At 46.4% G+C, this 19,294-nt stretch carries 13 protein-coding genes; 7 read left to right on the top strand and 6 right to left on the bottom strand.

Features of this window, described 5'->3' with window-relative positions; all coding sequences use genetic code 11:
- Positions 1-140: 140 nt before the first annotated feature.
- Entirely contained in the window at positions 141-470 is a 330-nt protein-coding gene (locus P6910_RS12325) for a MarR family winged helix-turn-helix transcriptional regulator (protein ID WP_317141597.1), read from the bottom strand.
- Positions 471-704: 234 nt separating this feature from the next.
- Here P6910_RS12325 and galU point away from each other — a divergent pair, with 234 nt between their 5' ends.
- The 3 genes from galU (at position 705) to P6910_RS12310 (ending at position 6,548) form a co-directional block, all read left to right on the top strand.
- A complete protein-coding gene (galU, locus tag P6910_RS12320) occupies positions 705-1,532 on the top strand; it encodes a UTP--glucose-1-phosphate uridylyltransferase GalU (RefSeq protein WP_317141596.1) in 828 nt (275 codons plus the stop codon).
- A 354-nt stretch (positions 1,533-1,886) separates the two neighbouring features.
- Positions 1,887-3,494, top strand: a complete 1,608-nt coding sequence (locus tag P6910_RS12315) for a hypothetical protein (RefSeq protein WP_317141595.1) — start codon at positions 1,887-1,889, stop codon at positions 3,492-3,494.
- A gap of 222 nt (positions 3,495-3,716) precedes the next feature.
- The gene (locus P6910_RS12310) at positions 3,717-6,548 is read left to right on the top strand and encodes a hypothetical protein (protein WP_317141594.1); all 2,832 of its coding nucleotides are present in this window, start codon (positions 3,717-3,719) and stop codon (positions 6,546-6,548) included.
- An 86-nt stretch (positions 6,549-6,634) separates the two neighbouring features.
- Here P6910_RS12310 and P6910_RS12305 read toward each other — a convergent pair whose 3' ends face one another.
- Together P6910_RS12305 and P6910_RS12300 are read right to left on the bottom strand one after the other, a co-directional pair.
- Complete coding sequence (locus P6910_RS12305) at positions 6,635-9,727, bottom strand: efflux RND transporter permease subunit (protein WP_317141593.1); 3,093 nt, start codon at positions 9,725-9,727, stop codon at positions 6,635-6,637.
- The gene (locus P6910_RS12300; protein WP_317141592.1) at positions 9,724-10,848 is read right to left on the bottom strand and encodes an efflux RND transporter periplasmic adaptor subunit; all 1,125 of its coding nucleotides are present in this window, start codon (positions 10,846-10,848) and stop codon (positions 9,724-9,726) included. The genes P6910_RS12305 and P6910_RS12300 overlap by 4 nt, the downstream gene beginning before the upstream one ends.
- 215 nt (positions 10,849-11,063) lie before the next feature.
- Between P6910_RS12300 and xthA the strand changes: the two genes are divergently transcribed.
- Positions 11,064-11,882 (top strand): exodeoxyribonuclease III, encoded by an 819-nt coding sequence (xthA, locus tag P6910_RS12295; protein ID WP_317141591.1) that lies wholly within the window; start codon positions 11,064-11,066, stop codon positions 11,880-11,882.
- A gap of 67 nt (positions 11,883-11,949) precedes the next feature.
- Here xthA and P6910_RS12290 read toward each other — a convergent pair whose 3' ends face one another.
- Entirely contained in the window at positions 11,950-12,765 is an 816-nt protein-coding gene (locus P6910_RS12290; RefSeq protein WP_317141590.1) for an MOSC domain-containing protein, read from the bottom strand.
- Between the two features lie 105 nt (positions 12,766-12,870).
- Here P6910_RS12290 and P6910_RS12285 point away from each other — a divergent pair, with 105 nt between their 5' ends.
- Entirely contained in the window at positions 12,871-13,677 is an 807-nt protein-coding gene (locus tag P6910_RS12285; RefSeq protein WP_317141589.1) for a TatD family hydrolase, read from the top strand.
- Here P6910_RS12285 and P6910_RS12280 read toward each other — a convergent pair.
- Together P6910_RS12280 and P6910_RS12275 are read right to left on the bottom strand one after the other, a co-directional pair.
- Complete coding sequence (locus P6910_RS12280) at positions 13,652-14,539, bottom strand: cation diffusion facilitator family transporter (protein WP_317141588.1); 888 nt, start codon at positions 14,537-14,539, stop codon at positions 13,652-13,654. The two genes, P6910_RS12285 and P6910_RS12280, sit on opposite strands and share 26 nt — an antisense overlap.
- Before the next feature lie 240 nt (positions 14,540-14,779).
- Positions 14,780-15,055: a glutaredoxin family protein gene (locus P6910_RS12275; RefSeq protein ID WP_317141587.1), complete on the bottom strand. Its 276-nt coding sequence runs from the start codon at positions 15,053-15,055 to the stop codon at positions 14,780-14,782.
- A 286-nt stretch (positions 15,056-15,341) separates the two neighbouring features.
- Between P6910_RS12275 and P6910_RS12270 the strand changes: the two genes are divergently transcribed.
- Both P6910_RS12270 and P6910_RS12265 read left to right on the top strand, forming a co-directional pair.
- Complete coding sequence (locus P6910_RS12270) at positions 15,342-17,303, top strand: cation:proton antiporter (RefSeq protein ID WP_317141586.1); 1,962 nt, start codon at positions 15,342-15,344, stop codon at positions 17,301-17,303.
- Positions 17,304-17,600: 297 nt separating this feature from the next.
- Positions 17,601-18,998, top strand: coding sequence for a hypothetical protein (locus P6910_RS12265; protein ID WP_317141585.1), 1,398 nt, complete (start codon positions 17,601-17,603; stop codon positions 18,996-18,998).
- The last annotated feature ends 296 nt before the right edge of the window (positions 18,999-19,294 follow it).

Here is a 19,294-nt window from a genome sequence, read left to right as displayed (position 1 = left end):
ACAGTCCCACAGCAGGTACAAGACTGCGTCCGGTGCAACCATTGGAGTCGGGCGCAATATAAACCGAAATAAGGGCTCAAGCTGGAAAGACGTACTTGCTAATATACCCGTTAGCAGCATTCCTGAGCCCAAAAGGAGGGTCACTTAATATAGCGAGCTTTGGATTTTACTTTTTCGACCAGCTTCTTACCTTTGGGGGTTAAGGTCAGTTTGAAATAACGACCGTCATCCTCATGTTGAGCCTTTTTAATCAGACCCAGACCAGGACGGTCATGACGGCCTTCGCCCAAACGCTTCACACTGACAGCAATATCGCTGGGTGTGCCGCAGGTCAGTTTTTCAGCATTCACCAGGTCAGTTATGGTTTCGCCAGGATTCTCAGCCACTACCAGCAGGATCTGCCACTGGATAATGGTCAGTGGGTATTCCTGAAGCAGGTGGGTAAGTTTAATCAGACCTTTTAATGTCATTATTAATCTACCTTTAAGTTAGGTTATGGGTACGCTGTGAGCTTAAGGCGTCGTATACTTCTTGTGTTTCGGCCTCTAAAGCATACTGCACAACGGGTGCAACAACAGAGGTACCAGAACAAATATTAGACAGTTTTATACTGATCTGGCAAATTTTAAGAGTCAGGTCGTCTATTTTAATACAAAGGTGACATAGCTGTTACGCTTTGAAACAAGTAAGGCTACTATTAACCCATGATCAAAAAATGCCTTTTTCCTGCTGCCGGTTACGGGACACGCTTTCTGCCTGCGACCAAATCGATGCCCAAGGAAATGATGCCCATCGTAAACAAACCCCTTATTGAGTACGGCGTTGACGAAGCGCTGCAAGGTGGTTTGCATCAGATTTGCATCGTTACAGGACGGGGTAAACGGGCTTTGGACGACCATTTTGATATAAATTATGAGCTGGAACATCAGATTCAGGGAACAGCCAGGGAACAAACCCTTTCGGGCATTCGGGGTTTGATGGACGAATGTACGTTCTCCTATACACGTCAGCGTGAAATGAAAGGACTGGGTCATGCCATTCTGACCGGAGAAACCCTGATCGGAGATGAGCCGTTCGCTGTCGTCTTAGCCGACGACCTCTGTATCAACCTTGATGGAAAAGGTATTCTGTCCCAGATGGTTAAACTGTACAAACAGTTCCGTTGCAGTATTGTCGCTATTGAGGAAGTGCCTGCCGAAGAGGCCTACAAGTACGGGGTTATCAGTGGTGAAATGATCAAGCCAGGGCTATACCGTGTTGAAGATATGGTAGAAAAACCGGCTCAAGGTGAAGCGCCCAGCAACATGGCTATTATTGGTCGCTATATTTTAACGCCGGATATCTTCGACATCCTCAGAGAAACACCTCCGGGCAGTAATGGTGAGATCCAGATCACAGACGCTCTGCGTGAACAGTGTAAGGCCGGTTTGGTTCTCGCCTATAAGTTTGAGGGTACACGCTTTGACTGTGGCAGTATCGAGGGTTACATAGAAGCGACTAATTTCTGCTACGAGAATGTCTATAAGGCGTAGAATCGGCAAAGTTACTGAAACAGAGATTGCTAAGGAATTTCTGGAAGCAACAGAGAGTGGTAGTTAATAAGTTTAAGGTTTATATAGTCGGCATACATTGCCGGTTTTTTGATATCATAGATTGCGCATAATATATATTATGTTAAATATAGACATGATCCGAAGATTGATTCAGAGGCATTGACCATGTCTGCATCAGATTAACGTAAGATGTTTTTTCCTTGGAACTATTCAGGATTCAAGACCCTCTTCCTCTGTTGTATGGAACTTTTTTTTTATTCACTGGTCAACAAGCGTAAGTACCCGTAGAGGGTAACTTTCCTTCATCATGGATAAAGCCAAGAGAATAAAACGATGGACAGATTAACTAACACCTCATGTAATCCGGGACCAAGCCAGTCTGGCTATAGTGCTAAAAGCGATGCTAATGAGAATTATGGCAATGCCTCATGCAAAACCGTAAGGCCTGTCAGCGGTGAGCCATCTGGAATCAATCAAGCGGATTTCACACCCACCCCTGCAGCAAGACAAAAAGAGATCGAAATTTCCTCCAGAGCAGTTGCTTTCGATGTAAATGCTTGTAAAGCGGCTGAGCGCAAACCAAAACTGGATTTTGTTGATGTCAGTAGTATTGGTCTTATTTACTGGCAAGAAATCTTTAAGGCGGAAGCTCATCCCGGCAAGAAGTTTGAGGTTAGCAACAGGCCGGGTGAATGCCGTGATATTTGCGATATTTCAGAAGACTCAATAGTTGGATTAATCAAATATCATAAGCTTATGGCTAAACCTAAAGCTTTTTTAGCTGGGGACATAGTAACATATGCTCCATTATTGCCGTCCGAGTTTGATGAGGTTCGCAGTTTTTTGGAGGACAACTTAAATCTGGATCCAAAAGACAATGTTATCATTGATGCGGGCTCAGGGCCTTTTTGTTATCACAGTGCGCTATTTGCCATGGCAGGCTTTACTGTGAGACCTTACGACTATTCACCTGGCAGAAGTCTCTACGATAAAGAAGATCATGGCTTAGCAGAAAAAGCTCTTTCTCCTTTTCTGAAGGTAAACGATAAAGATTTGACGGGCGATGATATTACTCCCTCATTTTTTGATAAGAACTCAGTATTATTTATGAGTTTCCCTGACTTGCCGGGGCATCCTATTAGCTTTCCTCTGGTAAAAAAATACACTGAATCGGAAGCATTGAATAAAGTGGTTGTTCTTCTTATTGTCAACGATGATGACCAACAGGGTCATTTTTTTTCTGTGTCAAAAGAGACAATAGAGTTTCTCAGAGAACACTATGAATTGCTTGATAAAATTCCTTTACGAGGGACTTTGTCAAATCCTACGCAGGTGCAAATCTACGTCAGGAAAGGATTCAATCGAGCAGATTTCACAACAGATCCTGTAACAAGTAAAAACATGACTACCGCTAAAGATAGAATGCGTGAAGCTTTCATAGAACTGGAAAAACAAAATTTCAGACATGCGGAAGAATTATTCCGAGACATCTTGAACGAAGCCCCGCTCATGCTGAGTCTTAGTGAATGCGAGAATATTATCATAGGGCTTGCAAGCTCGCTGAAAGAACAGACCTATGAAAAAAGGACGCAAGCCTGCTCTATTCTGGAAGTGCTAAGGTCGAAAAACTCGCTAAATGAATTCGGAGCTTCGACTATTCCTAACCTTGACCTGACCCTGAGTCTTTGTGAACAAGCAGCTGGACGTTACCGTGTTGCTGAAGCACGGCTGCTGGCTCTGAGAAATAAAGGGCAAGATGCCGACGAGAGAGCACAATGTGAGCCATCTGGTAATTTTGACTTTGACCAGGCTCAGGTAAAAGTGTGGGAGTTGATGCGTAAACATGAATTGGCTGAAAAGCTGCATCTGAACTTGAGTGGCAAGCCTCCGGGTGATAGTGAGAGCAGCCTGAGCCAGCCTGCTGATAACGATCCGGCCTGAATAAAGATTGGAGAAAATGGAACTTTTATTTTATTCATTTTATGGAACTTTTGTTTAATTCACTGGTCAATATTTACAAGTACCCATAGAGGGTAATTCAACTTCGCCATTATGGTCACTCTGCAGTTTTATGGTTTTTTTCACAGAGGGTTACCAGCAATTCTTTGAGTGTTGCCCACTTTGGTCATTAACAGAGGCAGATATAGATTGGAGAAAATTTAAATGGATATTTCATCGACGCTAAATCGAAGTACAACCGATCAGAATGAAAGGTTCTGGCTAGTGGGTCTGAGTGACTCGGAGGAGGATTCTGCATCAATAACCAGTACTTTTCACTCACGAAATACCTCTACAACAGAGCCACTTGAAATACAGAGTCTGAAGATTCGGGGATTTTCACAACGAGAAATCAGTGCAGCAGAGAAAACACTTCAAGAGAGAAACATTACCCCCACCTATGAAGCTATATCCCACTTTTTGGATCCGGGCTCGCGCACTGGTCGTTTTCCTCTTTTTGACCAGCTCAGTGAAGCTATTAAACGGACACCAGGCGTTCAGGGTAAAGCCCGGCTGGCCGAGGCACTGACAAAATTTGCAGAGTTAGTCAATAATGATGTAGCCGAGAAACTTGACAAACACTATGCCACCTTGTGGCCCAATAGTGCGGAAATTGCAACCATCGTCGACGGTTGGCCTCCTGAACTCAAAGAGCAAGCTCGATATATTAAAAGAAACTGGCCAGAACTGGTCTTAAAAGGTGACGTGAAGTTTAACTTCGGTTCTACGTCAGAGGTCTGCTCCAACCACTATCGAGGCTATAGAGGTGCACCAACACAGTTAGGCTATCTGGCATTTTTCCGTCTGGTCAAAGACATCTGGTTCGGTGCTATAGATACGAACAATGCATGCACTATGAACAGAGTCTGCCATCTGCTGATTTTCTTTACCAAGGAAATATCTGGCAATACCACCAAATATGAAGGAGCCAGTCGAAAAGAACAATTCGAAAATGTCATTCAACGGGAGCTGAAAAAAGGCATCTCATCGACTTATGATATTGGCGCTTTTGCTTTTATGCTGGTAGCAAACCCATCGTTATGGACTGATCATAAACTTGAAACCTTTCAGTTGATGATTGGCAGGGCCTTTACTGACAAGACCGATAAACTGACTCCTCTGTATTCGCAGTGGCAGGATCCAGCCCAGCAAGATAAGGTTTGCAAAAAGGTTGAGGCCGAGATCATCCCTAATATTGCCCTTACCTTACATTACCTTGATGGCATTTTTAACTACCTGATGAACTATAGATCAGTGGTCAGTTGGAGAAGCAAAACACTCACTGAAGCGATAGCTAATGGAGACTATTTCGACAGCACCACTAAACAGTTGGCGTTTCCAATTCAACTGGCTGAATGGAAAACGTTACCTCCTATTCCGGAAGTAAAAGAGATACTGTCTCAGTTTTATACCAATCCCAACAATCAGAAACTGTTTTTAGGAACAGAAGAATTCAAAGTATTCCAAAAAGAACAAAGGCGACTGAAAGCCAGACAAGGGTTCACTGAGGCCATTAAAACTACGATAAAGCAGATTAAAAAAGAGAAATCTGAACTCATTAAAAAGCAGTTCAAAGAGCAGGGATTTGCAGCAACAAAGGATAATCAGGGCAATATCAGCTATGGAGAGGAATATTATCGAGCGCGCAAACAATACATTAGTCACCTTAAGGAACAAAAACTGGCCGTTGAACAACATATTGGCATCCCTATTCCCTTTAAAGTAACGGCTTTGCAGTTGAACCAGTTGCTTGAGGCATTTGATGAATTACCCATTGCTGAGCAACGGTACTGGAAAATGAGCCGCGCTTATGCTGAGAGCACTGCCATTCCGGAACTATTGGAAGATTTGACACTGTCACAAGATTCGGAGCCTTCAGATCTGGCCGATGAGCACGAAAAACTGAAGGAACAACAAAGTAAATTTATTACTTGCCGCTGTTCAACGTGTACCGTTTGCGAAGCAACCCGTTATCTTTGCGAATGTAGGGATGGCTTGAACCAGAGGCTTGCCATAAGAGAGAACAAACACAGAGATCACGTCCTGAAACAAAGAATTGTTAAAAGCGTTAAGGATTTTTATGCTAAAAATTTCTGTACAGAAGGCACTCCTGTGTTGGTAGAAGATAAGCAAATAGCCATTCCCGCAGCACAGACACAAAACCCAAATAACAGAAAACGCACAAAGTCCCCTGCTGATCCTGATAAAAGCACCCTCTCCCATCCAGCTAAAATGACTCGTTTGGAGCACATGCTCACGGATGGAAGCCGGTGTGAGAAAAAACACCGCTCAGAATTCGTGATTGATAAGGACCAGCGCAAGTTTATAACCGAAGTATTTCGTAAAAAAGTAAACTCTCCCGCAAAAAAACAACGACGTCACCGACATTCAGCACTACCTGCCGGGCAACTAAAATATAATAAAGTGCTCCGGCAACTGTATAAACACCATGCTGACAACCCAACCTCCCGAATAAGCAATGCTAAAATCCTTGACTGGTTTGATAAAAACCCGGAACAGGCAGCTGCTGCTGTTAGCTATTTGCAGAAAAAGCCACAAGAGACAAGATCACTGTTTAAACCGGACACTCTGCAGTCTGCAAGGCCTAAGTCATTTAAGGCAATTCCATGTCAGGAGGTCTATCACAATATTGAATCATTTAATAAACACCTTCATGACCTGGCAGCTGGAAAGGATAATAACTTTATTCCCCTGGATAAAAGGAAAATGAAGGGGTTATACCTCCATAAGACCTTCTGCCTTGCCTGTCGGACTAATTTTGGTCAGAAGCGCGAGCTGCAAGCCCATTTAAAAGAGACGCATCAGGCAAGCATGGAGAAAACCTTTGAACGTATTCGAGCAATGGGACATGAGGCGACGGACGAACCGATCCCCACTGCCATGCTTGACCCTGTCAAAAACAGGGAGCCTGAGCAAATGTCTTTCGATCAACGATCTAAAGCAATTGCGGCTCTTTTCGAGCATGAAAGTGTATAGATATAGAGATGCAATTTATCCAAATTGCAGGCTTAGAAGCCAGAAGGGCATAATCCTCAACAGCAAGCATTATGCCCTTGACGAGATCAGCGAACTTTAATAGCTTGCCATTTCCCGGAGATCATCAACAAGCAGGGAGTCACCAGCAATGTTAACACAGTGGCAAAGGTCAGCCCCCCTGCTATGGAGGTCGCCAGCTGATTCCACATCTGGGTGGAGGGCGCTCCAATCTCGATGGAATGATCAAACATATTGATGTTCATTGATAATACCATGGGCATCAGGCCCAATACGGTTGTGATGGTTGTCAGCATAACGGGCCTGAGGCGCTGGGCACCGGTTCTGAGAATTGCTTCACGGATACTGTGCCCTTCTCTTTTAAGACTATTGAAAGTATCGATCAAAACAATGTTGTTATTCACGACAATACCCGCCAGGGCAATAATGCCGATACCACACATTACGATGCCAAAGCTCTGACCGTTGATCATCAGTCCCAGGAAGACACCACCGGTGGCCAATATCACGGCTGACATAATTAATGCGGCCTGATAGAAGCTGTTGAACTGGGTGACCAGGATCATGGCCATGACAAACAGCGCAACACTGAATGCTTGCATCAGGAATTGTCCGCTCTCTTTCTGGTCCTCTTCCTCGCCCTTAAAGTCAAAGCTGACACCATCGCCAAAATTGGCCGCTGCTAACGCTTGGGTCAGTAACGGGATTTGTTGTGAAAGCAGCTCTCCATCAACCAGATCAGCTGAAAGGGTGATGCTTCGTTTACCGTCTATGCGTTTGATATTATCGAGCTTGCTACTGACCTGCCGCTCTGTAAAGTTACTGATGGGCACCAGTCCGGAAGAAGTCATTAGACGAAGCTGGTCAATACTTTCCAGGTGTCGTTCACTTTCAGGATAACGGATGCGTATATCCACCTCATCGTCGGAATCGTCAGGGCGATAGGACCCCACTGTTAATCCGGATGTGACCATTCTTACCATACTACCGGTTGTTGTAACGTCGGCTCCATATCGGGCAGCTTCAGCACGATCAACACTCAGTCGCCACTCGTAACCGGGTGCTGGCCCTGAATCTTCAATATTGGTAAAAGAACCCAGATTCTCGAGCAGGTTTCTTGCTTTAGCCACTGCATTGTAGAGAGTGTCAAGATTGTCGGCCCTGACAACCAGCTCCAGAGGCTTACTGCCGGGAGGACCATCCTTGACACGTTCAACGGCTATATCAAGCCCTGAGAATACTGACAATCTTTGTTCAGCCTCCCGGGCAATGGCCAGAGTGGTGTCACGGTACTGCCAGTCTTCAAGATTGACTCTTAACGTCCCTACAATCTGGTTATCTCCGGTTCTGGCATAAAGTGTCTCCATGCCAGGCAGATCCAGCAGGCGGGCTTCTATGTTTTTCATCAGGGCATCTTTTTCATCAACGGAAAGGTTCCCTGCGTTCACTTTTACGGTAATGATAATGGCGTCAGTATCCACATCAGGGAAGAATTCGACGCCACGGGAAGTCTTGATAAAAAGAGTAAAAATCAGCGCTACCGTGATGCAGGTAAAAAGTAACACCTTACCAGGGTTGTCTATCGCGCGGGCTAAAAATGAAACATATCGCCCGGTGAATCCGGTGGTCTGATCAAATTCGCCTGACTCAACAGCCTGCATGGATGCTTTTTCTCCAGCCCCCAGTGAGCGGGGTTTGCCAATCATGGCACCCAGCGTCGGGATGAAAATCAGGGCCATGATCAGTGAAGAAGCCAGTGTTGCAATCAGAGTCAGGGGCAAGTACTTCATAAACTCCCCCATCATTCCCGGCCAGAACATCAGTGGAAAGAAGGCTGCCAGTGTTGTGGCTGTGGAGGCGGTGATGGGCCAGGCCATTTTGCGAGAGGCTTCGAGATAGGCCTGTTGGCGATGAATCCCCTCCCCCATTCTCCTGTCTGCATACTCAGTGACAACAATAGCGCCATCAACCAGCATACCTACCGCCATAATCAGCGAGAAAAGCACAACCATATTAATGGTCAGGCCCATAATCTCCAGGATCAGAATGCCCGACAGGAATGAACCGGGTATTGCGATGCCCACCAGAAAGGCACTCCGAGCCCCCAGAGCACCAATAATAATGATCACAACGAGAATTACCGCAGACAGAACATTGTTCTGCAAGTCAGTCAGCATCCTTTTTATTTCTTCGGACTGATCACCCACGTAATCCACTTTCAACGTCTCGGGGCCGGCTGCAATGCCATGATTGATGATAGTTTTTGCCACTTCAATGGCTTCGATAATGTTCTCGCCGGGTCGTTTTTTTATTTCCAGGGCAATACTGTTTTCGCCGTTCAGGCGGGCATACCCCCCGCCCTCTTTAAACGTACTCAGGACGGTAGCAACATCTGCAAAAGTCACTACCCGGTTCTCTTCTACTTTTACCGGTTGGGAAAGAATATCTGCCGGGGTTTTGTAAACGGCAGGCACTTTAATAGAGTAACTGCCCTGACCGGTATCCATACTGCCAGCGGCGACCAGCTGATTATTCTGTGACACCAGGTTAATGACATCGGCAGGCACCAGACCGTAACTTTCCAGCTTCATAGGATCGATAATAACGTCTACGACTTCTTCCCTGTCACCGGCAATGTCTACTTCCAGAATCGCCTTGCGGGATTCCAGTTCATCCTTCAGGGCTCGGGCAATCTTTACCATGGTTCTTTCAGGAAGATGGCCCGAGAGGATGGCAGTCATCACAGGGTTTACACTGGCCATGGTAATTTGTTCAATGACGGGCTCATCGGTTCCGTCTGGCAGCTTGCTTTTTGCCAGATTCACCTTGTCGCGGACATCGGCGAGCGCCTTATCAAGCTCCATACCGGCCTCAAACTCAAGCGTAACAGAGGCATGGGATTGTGACGCAGTTGCAGAGAGTTCCTTGACACCTTCAAGTCCCTGTAGCTCTTTTTCCAGGGGCAGAATCAGTAATCTTTCTGAATCTTCCGGTGAAATGCCTTCGTAGCTGACGGAAACATAGATGATGGGAATAGGAATATCCGGTGAAGATTCTCTGGGAATTGTCAGATAGGACACCATTCCTGAAATAAGAATCAGGACAAACATCATCAGAACTGTTCGACTGCGATTCAGTGACAGACCAATCAGGCTGCTCATGGTGTCTCTCCTGCAAGCCTGTCTCCTGCCGCTGCAAGAGCCTGCTCCAGTTCAACCATCACCCGGTCCCCTTCCCTGACAAAGCCCTGTCCTCTGGTGATGAGTCTGGCATTGGCAGGAATACCGCCAAGCCAGATACCGCTGGCTTCAGATTTGACAATATCGACGGCAGTAAAGTGCACCTGATCCTGTTCATCCACCCATTTGATGCCGGGGTTACCGGTCTCATCCAGACTTAATAAGGCCGGTGAAACCTTGATGGCTTGAACTTGTTCCAGTTGAAGTTCAGCCTCAACACTCAAACCGGCCGGAATCTCCATAGCAGCATTAGGCAGACTGAGTTCTACCTTAAAGGTTCGGGTGCCTGACTCCGCCAGACGGGCAATGTTGCGAACTTTTGCAGAGGCTGTTGCACCGGAAGCAAAACGAATATCTGCACTATCACCCTGGGTAACTGCAGCAATATGTGACTGGGGAACATCAACAGACACCACCAGAGGATCAAGATCGAGTATCTCAGCGACGGGTTTCCCTGTTTCAATATAATCACCCTGCTCAACAAACCGGTCATTCAGGATTCCGGTTACCGGAGCACGGATTCGGGTGTTATCGAAATCAATTTCAAGCGTTGCAAGCGCTGATCGCGCTTCGCTCAGGTCCACTTCCAGTCGTGGCAAATCATTCTCAGCAATCAGGTTTTTACTTTTCAGTGACAGTGCCGATTCATAGTCCAGCTCAGCTTTTCGGACTCTGGCTTTGGCAGTAGCAATTTGCGCCGGTAATGCCCCACCTTTCAAAGTGACGATAGCTTCTCCACTGTTTATGAGCTGCCCTTTCTGACCTGTTGCGGCTACCACCCTGGCAGAAATTTCTGCACTGATCGTCACGATCCTGTCGGGCTGGGTTTCGCCAAATAAGTTAAGGGTACGGTGAATGGATTCAACAGGAAAAACTCTGGCTGAAACTCTGGCCAGTGGTAATTCAGCAACAGGTCTGTTTTCCGCCAGAGATGAGGACTTACCGGTATCGGACATGGAAGTCACATCTGCGCTCAGCAGGTAGATTCCTAAAAGCCCCGCCATTCCTCCAGCAAGGATCCAGGATCGATTAATGTCAGGCATAGAGTCTTCGCAATGTGTCGTGATGGTTCCAGAGATGTCGTACGACCTTGTACGACTCTTTAAAGGAAACTATATAAAAGCTGACCAGTAAGCAGCAAGCCAAGGCTAATATCTTTGCACATCTCTGACCTTTGGGTCTGGCGTTTCAGCTTATAACCAGGAGGCTTTTCGGCTATGATGCAGCTCATACCACCTAAGGAAGCCGTTTCAAGGTTATGAAAGTCATTACATTCAATGTCAATGGAATCCGTGTTCGTCTGCATCAACTCAAGGCTCTGATCGAAAAGCATCAGCCGGAAGTCATTGGACTGCAGGAGATCAAAGTCACTGATGAAGATTTCCCGGTCGAGGCCATTGAAGCCCTGGGTTATCATGTTGAGTATTTCGGACAAAAAACACACTATGGCGTTGCCTTGATGAGTCGTCAAAAGCCAGTCCGGGTTGAGAAAGGTTTCAAAACCGATGGCCCTGATGCCCAAAGGCGTCTTATCACCGGAGAATATCAGACCGACAGTGGCCAATCCTTTACCGTCATTAATGGTTATTTCCCTCAGGGCGAGAGCCGTGATCACCCTACCAAGTTTCCAGCCAAGCAGGCTTTTTATCAGGATCTGATGAGCACTCTGGAAAAAGAGTATTCACCGGATCAACCTTTGCTGGTTATGGGCGACTTTAATATCTCTCACACCGATACTGATATTGGTATCGGCCCCGATAATGCAAAGCGCTGGCTAAGAACGGGAAAATGCAGTTTCCTGCCGGAAGAAAGAGAGTGGTTTGACCAACTTCTGGCCTGGGGGTTCACTGATTGCTTCCGTGCATGCGCTAAAAAGAACAGTGAAGAACTGTACAGCTGGTTTGACTACCGCAGTCGTGGATTTGATCGTGAGCCCAAACGAGGTCTTCGAATAGATGGTGTTATCGCAACGGACTCTTTGATGACGCATTGCAAAGCAACCGGCATTGATTACGATATACGTGGTTTGGAGAAGCCTTCAGATCATGCTCCTCTCTGGGTAGAATTCGACGTCTGACTATTATCTGACAAAAAATAGCCTCTTTTATCAAGAGGCTACAACATTTTCTTAACGTTCTTTAAAACTATTCAATAATCTCGACTGTGTCGCCAGATCGGATAACGCCTTCAGATTCATGGATCAGGTTTTGTCCAAAAATGACGCCCATTTCCGCTCTCCTGTAACCTGACAATGTCAATAGCGGATCTTTTCCTGTCTTAGTGCCTGTTGCCGGATCAACCGTTGTCATGACACATCGGCTGCAAGGCTTGGCGACACGGAAAACCACCTCACCTATTTTGATTCTTTTCCAACGATCTTCTGCATAAGCGTCGGTGCCCTGAACGACAATATTGGGTCTGAAACGGTCCATGGTGACCGGAGTATCAAGGCGGCTGTTAAGCTCCTGCAATGAAGCTTCTGTAGTCAGAAGAAAAGGGAAGCCATCAGCAAAACCTGTGCAATCTCCTTCATTGGCAAAGCGAAGATCCACCTGACGATGCTCCTGACTTGAGAACTTAACCATTCTGCATGGCAAGCCAAGACATTCCGTGAGCCATTGGGATGCGGCATCACCCGCATCAAGCGCCTGCATTTCATCTTTCCAAACCACAACACGCTTTTGAGAGGCTGCAGACGCTTGCTCCGGGTCTTTAATCATAAGATCAGACATGCCCGGTGCAGACAGGATCAATCCACCTTCGTCTGGGATAGCAGAAATCAGTGCCATTTTTGGATAATGGCGCTGGGTCATAAATTTGCCTTCGGGCTCGACGACCAACCAGCGTCGATCATTAATAAATCCCATACGATCAATAACAGCCTGATCGACTGAAATCTTCTTGAGTGACTTCACCGGATGAATGGCAAGATGGGAAACAGTCAGGGAAGAATGAGTCATTAAAGTCTCACTGTGAATTTACAGATTGAGCGCATAGCCCGATTGCCATGCCCACCTTATTTTGGAGAGAATGTACCAGATTTTTACCTGTAACTTCGAGGTTTTATGAAGCCTAATCTGGTGGACATCGGTGTAAACCTCACCGATAAGCAATTTTCAGAGGATCGGGACGAAGTCGTGGCGCGTGCCGTTAAAGCAGGCGTGAATACGATGATTCTTACAGGAACCTCTGTTGATGCGTCTGAGCAGGCATTGGAACTGGCTGAAAAGTATTCCGATTACTGCTATTCAACGGCCGGCATTCATCCTCACGATGCAAAAAACGCCACAGAGTCCTGTTACAAAGCCCTGAAGGAGCTGTTTCAGGCACCGCCAGTGGTTGCTGCGGGTGAAATGGGTCTGGACTTTAATCGGGATTTTTCACCCAGACCGATTCAGGAAACCGTTTTTCAGCAACAGTTACAGCTGGCCGTTGAAGCAGGTCTTCCTGCTTTCTGCCATGAACGCGATGCAGCTGAGCGTTTTACAGCCATTACCAGAGAGTTCAGAGATCATCTTGATGGGTTGGTTGTGCATTGTTTTACAGCCGACAAAAAAGCGCTCTATCAATACCTTGATCTGGATATGCACATTGGCATAACCGGCTGGGTTTGTGATGAAAGGCGTGGTACGCACCTGCATCCATTACTGAAAGAGATTCCGGCAAATCGCCTGATGATAGAAACCGACGCCCCCTGGCTTCTGCCCAGAAGCATGGACAAAAAACCAAAGAGCAGGAGGAATGAGCCTGCCTATTTGTCCTGGGTAGTGAAAACCATTGCTGAGCAAACGGGCAAAAGCTACTGGCAAGTGGCCAAAGAGACATCACAAACGGCCAGAAACTTCTTCAATTTGGATCCAGATGAACAATGACGTCGGCATTGGGAAGGAACGCCATAATGGCATCTTCCGCTGCCTGACCAATATCATGAGCTTCGTGCAAGCTCTGATCACCATCAAGGTCGATGTGCATCTGGATAAAGGGAACCCGGCCAGAAATACGGGTTCTCATCTCATGAATACCAAGAACCCCTTCAATAGCCAGCACAATGCGCTCAATGTCCTGAACCTGCTGCTCTGGCAATGAATGGTCCATAAGCTGCTGAACCGCATTCCATGCCATTTTGCCAACACTGACCAGCATATAAATCGAAATCAGGAGAGCAAATGCCGGATCAAGATAGAAATACCCCTGACTGGCACCATAGAGCGCAATAATAACAGAGGCATTGGTGAGCAGATCGACCCGGTAATGTGCGGAGTCTGCAGCAATGGCAGCAGATCCGGTCTTCTTCACGACATAGTTTTGTATAGACAGGAGTATGAGAGTCACCACGATTGAGAACAGCATGACGGTCATGCCCACTGTTTCATTGTCAACGCTGCCTTCCTCTCCAAACAGCTGGTCAGTAGCACTGAGAAACAAAATAATGGCCGAGCCAGAAATAAAAGCGGATTGGGCCAGAACAGCCAGATACTCTGCTTTGCCATGGCCGAATCGATGCTCTTTGTCGGCAGGCTCGAGAGAAATTTTGACTGCCACCAGTGTGATCACCGAGGCAACCACATCCATGACAGAATCCAGCAGTGTTGCCAGAACACTCAGAGAACCGGTCATAAACCAGGCGGCAATTTTAACAAATAAGAGGATGGCGGCAGTTGTGACTGAAGCCACTGAAGCGAGCTTCATTAACTTTTCATGGCTGCCGGATATTTTTTTAAAAGCTGTAGACATACGATCCATCAATGTTGCGTGAGCTGTTTCCCTGATTTCAGAATACTGAATCTGTAATAAAAATCCTAGCAGCCTGTCGGACTTGAGCGTCCGTAGCGACGAGGATTGCGAGAAATTTTTAGACCAATTTATCGCAACCGCACGACTGCATGGATGCAGGAGCTAGAGAAACGCAGGAGCAGTTGCCGCGTAGGACAGTCTTAAGTCCGACAGGCTGCCAGGAGCCCGACTAAGAAGCCATCAACTCCGGGATGAATGCTCAGTCAGGTGGTTGTAGATCCATTCTCCGAGCTGTTCCATTTCAAACGGCCAGCCTATCTCATCACCCTCTTCGGTAGCGATCACCGGGATTCTGACACCATATTGTTCAATCAAATCGTCAGATACGCTGATTTCAACCGCCGACCAACAGAATTGACTATGAAGTTGGGGATGTTGGCCGAGAATTATAAGGAACTCTTCAACATGATCACACAGATGGCAACCGGATGTGGTATAGAAAGATAAGTGCAGCACAAGTTTTCCTGAACAGCGGGAGGCTAAGTCGGATACAATTGTAACCGTTCATTTAGCTCACCCCAAAATTTTGCTAGGAGCCTGACCGAGAATAGCGCCCGTCGCGAGGACGGCAGAAAATTGAGGATGAAAATTCGGTTTTGTAAGGAGAATAGCGAGCTATTTGACGAACAAAAGCGGATTTTCAGACCAATTTGCTGCCGCCGCAGTAGGGCAGTCTATTCTCGGTCAGGCTCCTAGAGAGCTGCATTTTCACTGTAAAAAGAATAACCAGGCCTGATAAACGATGGACTTTACTTTTTTCAATCAATTGATGTTAATTCTGGCTCTCTCCGTGGGAGCCATTGCTCTGTTTCATCGACTGAATCTGCCAGAAAGCCTCGGCTATCTGGCGGTAGGTATCGTGCTTGGCCCCACCGCTACCGGCTTGATCGACCATAGCTTTGATATCAGCTTGCTGGCAGAAATTGGCGTGGTCTTCCTGCTGTTTACTCTTGGTCTGGAGTTCTCGCTTAAACGAATCAAGTCCATGAAGCGGGAAGTGTTTGGGCTTGGGGGCGGGCAGGTCCTTTTGTGTGGGGCAGGAATCTTTGTGGTTTTGCTGGTGGTTGGAACATCAGTAAAAGAAGCATTGATCGTCGCAGCGGCTCTTGCTTTGTCTTCTACTGCGATTGTTTCCAAAGAGTTGACCCAGAGCAATGAAATTCGCAGTCGTCAGGGCCAGATGGCGATTGGTGTGCTGCTGTTCCAGGACATTGCGGCGGTTCTGTTCCTGATTCTGGTTCCAGCCCTGGCGGGGGCGGGAGACAAATCAATCTTCACCACCATTAGCATGGCTCTGGCCAAGGGCCTGCTTTTTGTCCTGCTCATGATGGCCGTTGGTAAATGGATTCTGCCCAGGGTCTTTAACGAAGTCGCGAGGACCCGCTCTGAAGAGTTATTCGTATTAACCGCTCTCATGGTTGCCCTGATGGCGGCCTGGTTAACCCATGTTCTGGGTTTGTCCATGGCCCTGGGTGGTTTTATTGCCGGCATGATGATGGGTGAGAGTAACTATAAGCATCAGGTGGAAGCGGATATCCGACCTTTCCGGGATATTTTACTGGGACTGTTCTTTGTCTCCGTCGGGCTGATGCTGGATCTGAATATCCTGCTGAATTTCTGGCCAGCGATTATTCTGGGTACAGTGGGTCTGGTCATCTTCAAGCTGGGTATCATTACGCTACTGGCAAGAGTGCTCAGAGAGAAAAAAAGTACTTCACTCAAAACCGGTCTGGCTCTGGCTCAGGGGGGGGAATTCTGTTTTGCCCTCATTGCTCTGGCTACTCAATATGGCCAAACGGAGGGAGAAAGAGCTTCCGTGGTGCTGGCCATCACTATTCTATCCATGATTCTGGCGCCATTGCTCATCAGAAACAGCAGCAAAATTGTCAATCTTTTATATAAGAAACAAGAGGCTATACAGTCCCAAATTGATCAGGGCGATATTGAGCAGCAGGTCTCCCACATCAGACAGCATACCCTCATTTGTGGCTACGGCCGTGTGGGACAGACAATAAGCCGGTTCCTGGGGCAGGAAAAGCTGGCCTTTGTAGCAGTAGATAATGACCCGTTACATGTTCATGAAGCCGGACTCGCAGGCGAACCTGTCTTTTATGGAGACTCGCGTCGGTTGGAGCTTCTGGAGTCAGTTGGTTTGAAGCGCGCCAGGCAAGTCATTGTCTGCATCGATCGCAGTGAAAATGCCCTGGAAATTGTCAAAACGATTCGCTCCCATTATCAGGATATTCCCATTCTGGTCAGAACCCAGGATGACAGTCTGACAGATTCGCTCAAAAAGGCCGGTGCCACAGCCGTTATTCCTGAAGTGCTCGAATCCAGTTTGTTGATCGTCAAGCATGTTCTGTTAATGCTGGGCATAGATCGTAATCAGGTTAGAGACAAGATCCATAAAGCCAGAGAACAACAATACGATATTCTCAACGGTTACTATCCGGGCTATGAAGATGTTATGGGAGACAGTGAGGAAACTTCTTTACGGCATGCTGTTAGCGTTTGTCGAGGTAATACCTGTGAAGGATTGAATCCCTGTGAATTACCGCTTGAAGAAGACGTTTCTGTTGTTGAAGTAAAACGGAATGGCCAAAGTCTGGATCCGGAAGAGGTGGATGCCCTCGAACAAGACGATATTGTTATTCTGACGGGACCTCTTGCACCTATGCAGCAATCTGAAAAGAACCTTATCTGATATTCTGGCAGTCCTGAAATACGGGCTGCCACATTCTCAAAATCCTCTCGAAAAATTAAACACTTTTCAGTGTGAGATTACTGCCTGAGACAGGAATAACCATTTATATAATAAAAATAACTCCATTCATTTCAATATGATACAAGAATAACCTAATAATTATTCAAACAGGCACTATAATGATTTTTCGAAAGGATTTTCAGGTAAAACAGGGTGTTAACAAAAATTTTTATAATTATTAAATAGGTGAATAATATGGTCACTCGATCGATTCGGCTGTCTCTCGGTTCGTGTTTTATGCTGACGTTGATTCTGACCATGAAGCCTCTTAATAGTCACGCCATCTTTCCTGGATTTTACTTGCCATCCTACTTCTCAGGTATGGAAGGGTATCCGGTTATTTCTGAAGAAGAACCTAATCAGAATGCTACCCTGATCCGGCATCAGCAGCCTTTTTTCTGCAATGATTATGAGACTAATTTTAATTATTTTAATAGTCTGCCATCCGCCTCATTATTCAAGTTTGGTGGTTTCGCACTATTGGGAGCAGCTTTTACCAATTCAATAGCAGGCGGAGTGGATCCCCTTAATTACTGGCACAAACCTGTTTTTCTATTGAATCTGGTCACCATTCTTTCCTGGTCTATCCCTCAGACCAGCTTCACCAACGAATACGCTCTACCTGTTGCACAATACCGTGAAGTCGAAAAGATGTTGGACCAAATAAAAACGACAGAAAGCAACGAGACTCAGCTTTACAAGGAAGAACCTTCAGCCGGTTACGTCCTGACCGGCCTGTCATTTGCTGGCCTCAATTTACTCGCTGAATTTTATAATGCCAACAATCCATCTCCGGGACCCGGAGTGAATATGATGGAAAATTTCGCCATCGGAGCTAAATCCATTGGTGTTACCAGCAATATGGCTTCAGCCCTGAGAACTCGCTTTAAAAATATTTACCTGAGTAGAGGCTACACAAGCCATGAAGCAAGTGCGGCAGCATCAAGAGATGTAACCACCATCTATGTTGTCGTTCTGGCTGGTGTGGTTAATACTGGTCTGCTCAACTCAGCAGCCATGGAAGGTATAAACGCCAAAGATATTGAGCAGTATTCATTGGCGATGGCTCGTTATGTCGGTCGAAAATACTACCACGTATCCCTATCAGGCGCCCTGATGATCAGTGCCGCTTATGAAACCATTGGCTCTCTTGAAAATTACTGTATGGCAAACTTTGATCATGTTTTACCTCATGCCCACTATGGGGAATCAGAAAAACTGGTTTTATGTAAAGGATTAGCTTCTGTTTCTATGGCCAGCATGAGCGGTCTGGCCTTATTGAAATTCTCCGGTGGTTTGCCCTGGATCTATCTTGTGAATGCAGTCGAAGCAGCGGGTCTGGTTAACACTGAAATGGCGATCACTCTGGGTCGAAACCTGTTCGATCATCCTGTCGCTAAAGATACGGCTGGGCTCGCCATGGGAGGGGCTATTACGGCAGGGTCGCTTTACCTCAACCTCCGTTACTTCCCCGGATCGATGATGATGTACTTATTGCAGGGCTCCGGGTTAATCATGATCTACGAAGTGGGCTCTGCACTGGTTAGTCATTCTTATCCGGCTGCAGGTAAGGTTCTGGCACTTGGTCATACCGTGATGGGAAATTATGACTATGCCTGTAAGCGAAGACCCTAGCAGCCTGTCGGACTTAAGCGTCCGTAGCGAGGATTGCAAGAAATTGAGGATAAAAATCTCTGTTTCTGAGGAGAATAGCGAGCTATTTGACGAAGAAACAGGGATTTTTAGACCAATTTATTGCAACCGCAGTAGGACAGTCTTAAGTCCGACAGGCTCCTAGGCTCAGTCATCAAACACCTTAAGCTTTCAGGTGTTTTAATTATTAAAGGACGCTCTATGCAATCAATGGTCAAACAGTACATTTTTCTGGTTTTATTTGTTTGCTTCACTTCTCTCTGTGCAGCCCAATCAAA

The sequence above is a fragment of the Endozoicomonas sp. 8E genome (genome assembly GCF_032883915.1).
GTDB lineage: Bacteria > Pseudomonadota > Gammaproteobacteria > Pseudomonadales > Endozoicomonadaceae > Endozoicomonas_A.
This window is presented reverse-complemented; position numbering and strand designations above follow the sequence as displayed.

What these genes read in the sequence shown, in the direction of transcription:
- P6910_RS12310 (WP_317141594.1), top strand. Translation starts at nt 3,717, where the DNA reads ATGGATATTTCATCGACGCTAAATCGAAGTACAACCGATCAGAATGAA.
- P6910_RS12305 (WP_317141593.1), bottom strand. Translation starts at nt 9,727, where the DNA reads ATGAGCAGCCTGATTGGTCTGTCACTGAATCGCAGTCGAACAGTTCTG.
- P6910_RS12285 (WP_317141589.1), top strand. Translation starts at nt 12,871, where the DNA reads ATGAAGCCTAATCTGGTGGACATCGGTGTAAACCTCACCGATAAGCAA.
- P6910_RS12270 (WP_317141586.1), top strand. Translation starts at nt 15,342, where the DNA reads ATGGACTTTACTTTTTTCAATCAATTGATGTTAATTCTGGCTCTCTCC.
- P6910_RS12280 (WP_317141588.1), bottom strand. Translation starts at nt 14,539, where the DNA reads ATGTCTACAGCTTTTAAAAAAATATCCGGCAGCCATGAAAAGTTAATG.
- P6910_RS12315 (WP_317141595.1), top strand. Translation starts at nt 1,887, where the DNA reads ATGGACAGATTAACTAACACCTCATGTAATCCGGGACCAAGCCAGTCT.
- xthA (WP_317141591.1), top strand. Translation starts at nt 11,064, where the DNA reads ATGAAAGTCATTACATTCAATGTCAATGGAATCCGTGTTCGTCTGCAT.
- P6910_RS12290 (WP_317141590.1), bottom strand. Translation starts at nt 12,765, where the DNA reads ATGACTCATTCTTCCCTGACTGTTTCCCATCTTGCCATTCATCCGGTG.
- P6910_RS12265 (WP_317141585.1), top strand. Translation starts at nt 17,601, where the DNA reads ATGCTGACGTTGATTCTGACCATGAAGCCTCTTAATAGTCACGCCATC.
- galU (WP_317141596.1), top strand. Translation starts at nt 705, where the DNA reads ATGATCAAAAAATGCCTTTTTCCTGCTGCCGGTTACGGGACACGCTTT.
- P6910_RS12325 (WP_317141597.1), bottom strand. Translation starts at nt 470, where the DNA reads ATGACATTAAAAGGTCTGATTAAACTTACCCACCTGCTTCAGGAATAC.
- P6910_RS12300 (WP_317141592.1), bottom strand. Translation starts at nt 10,848, where the DNA reads ATGCCTGACATTAATCGATCCTGGATCCTTGCTGGAGGAATGGCGGGG.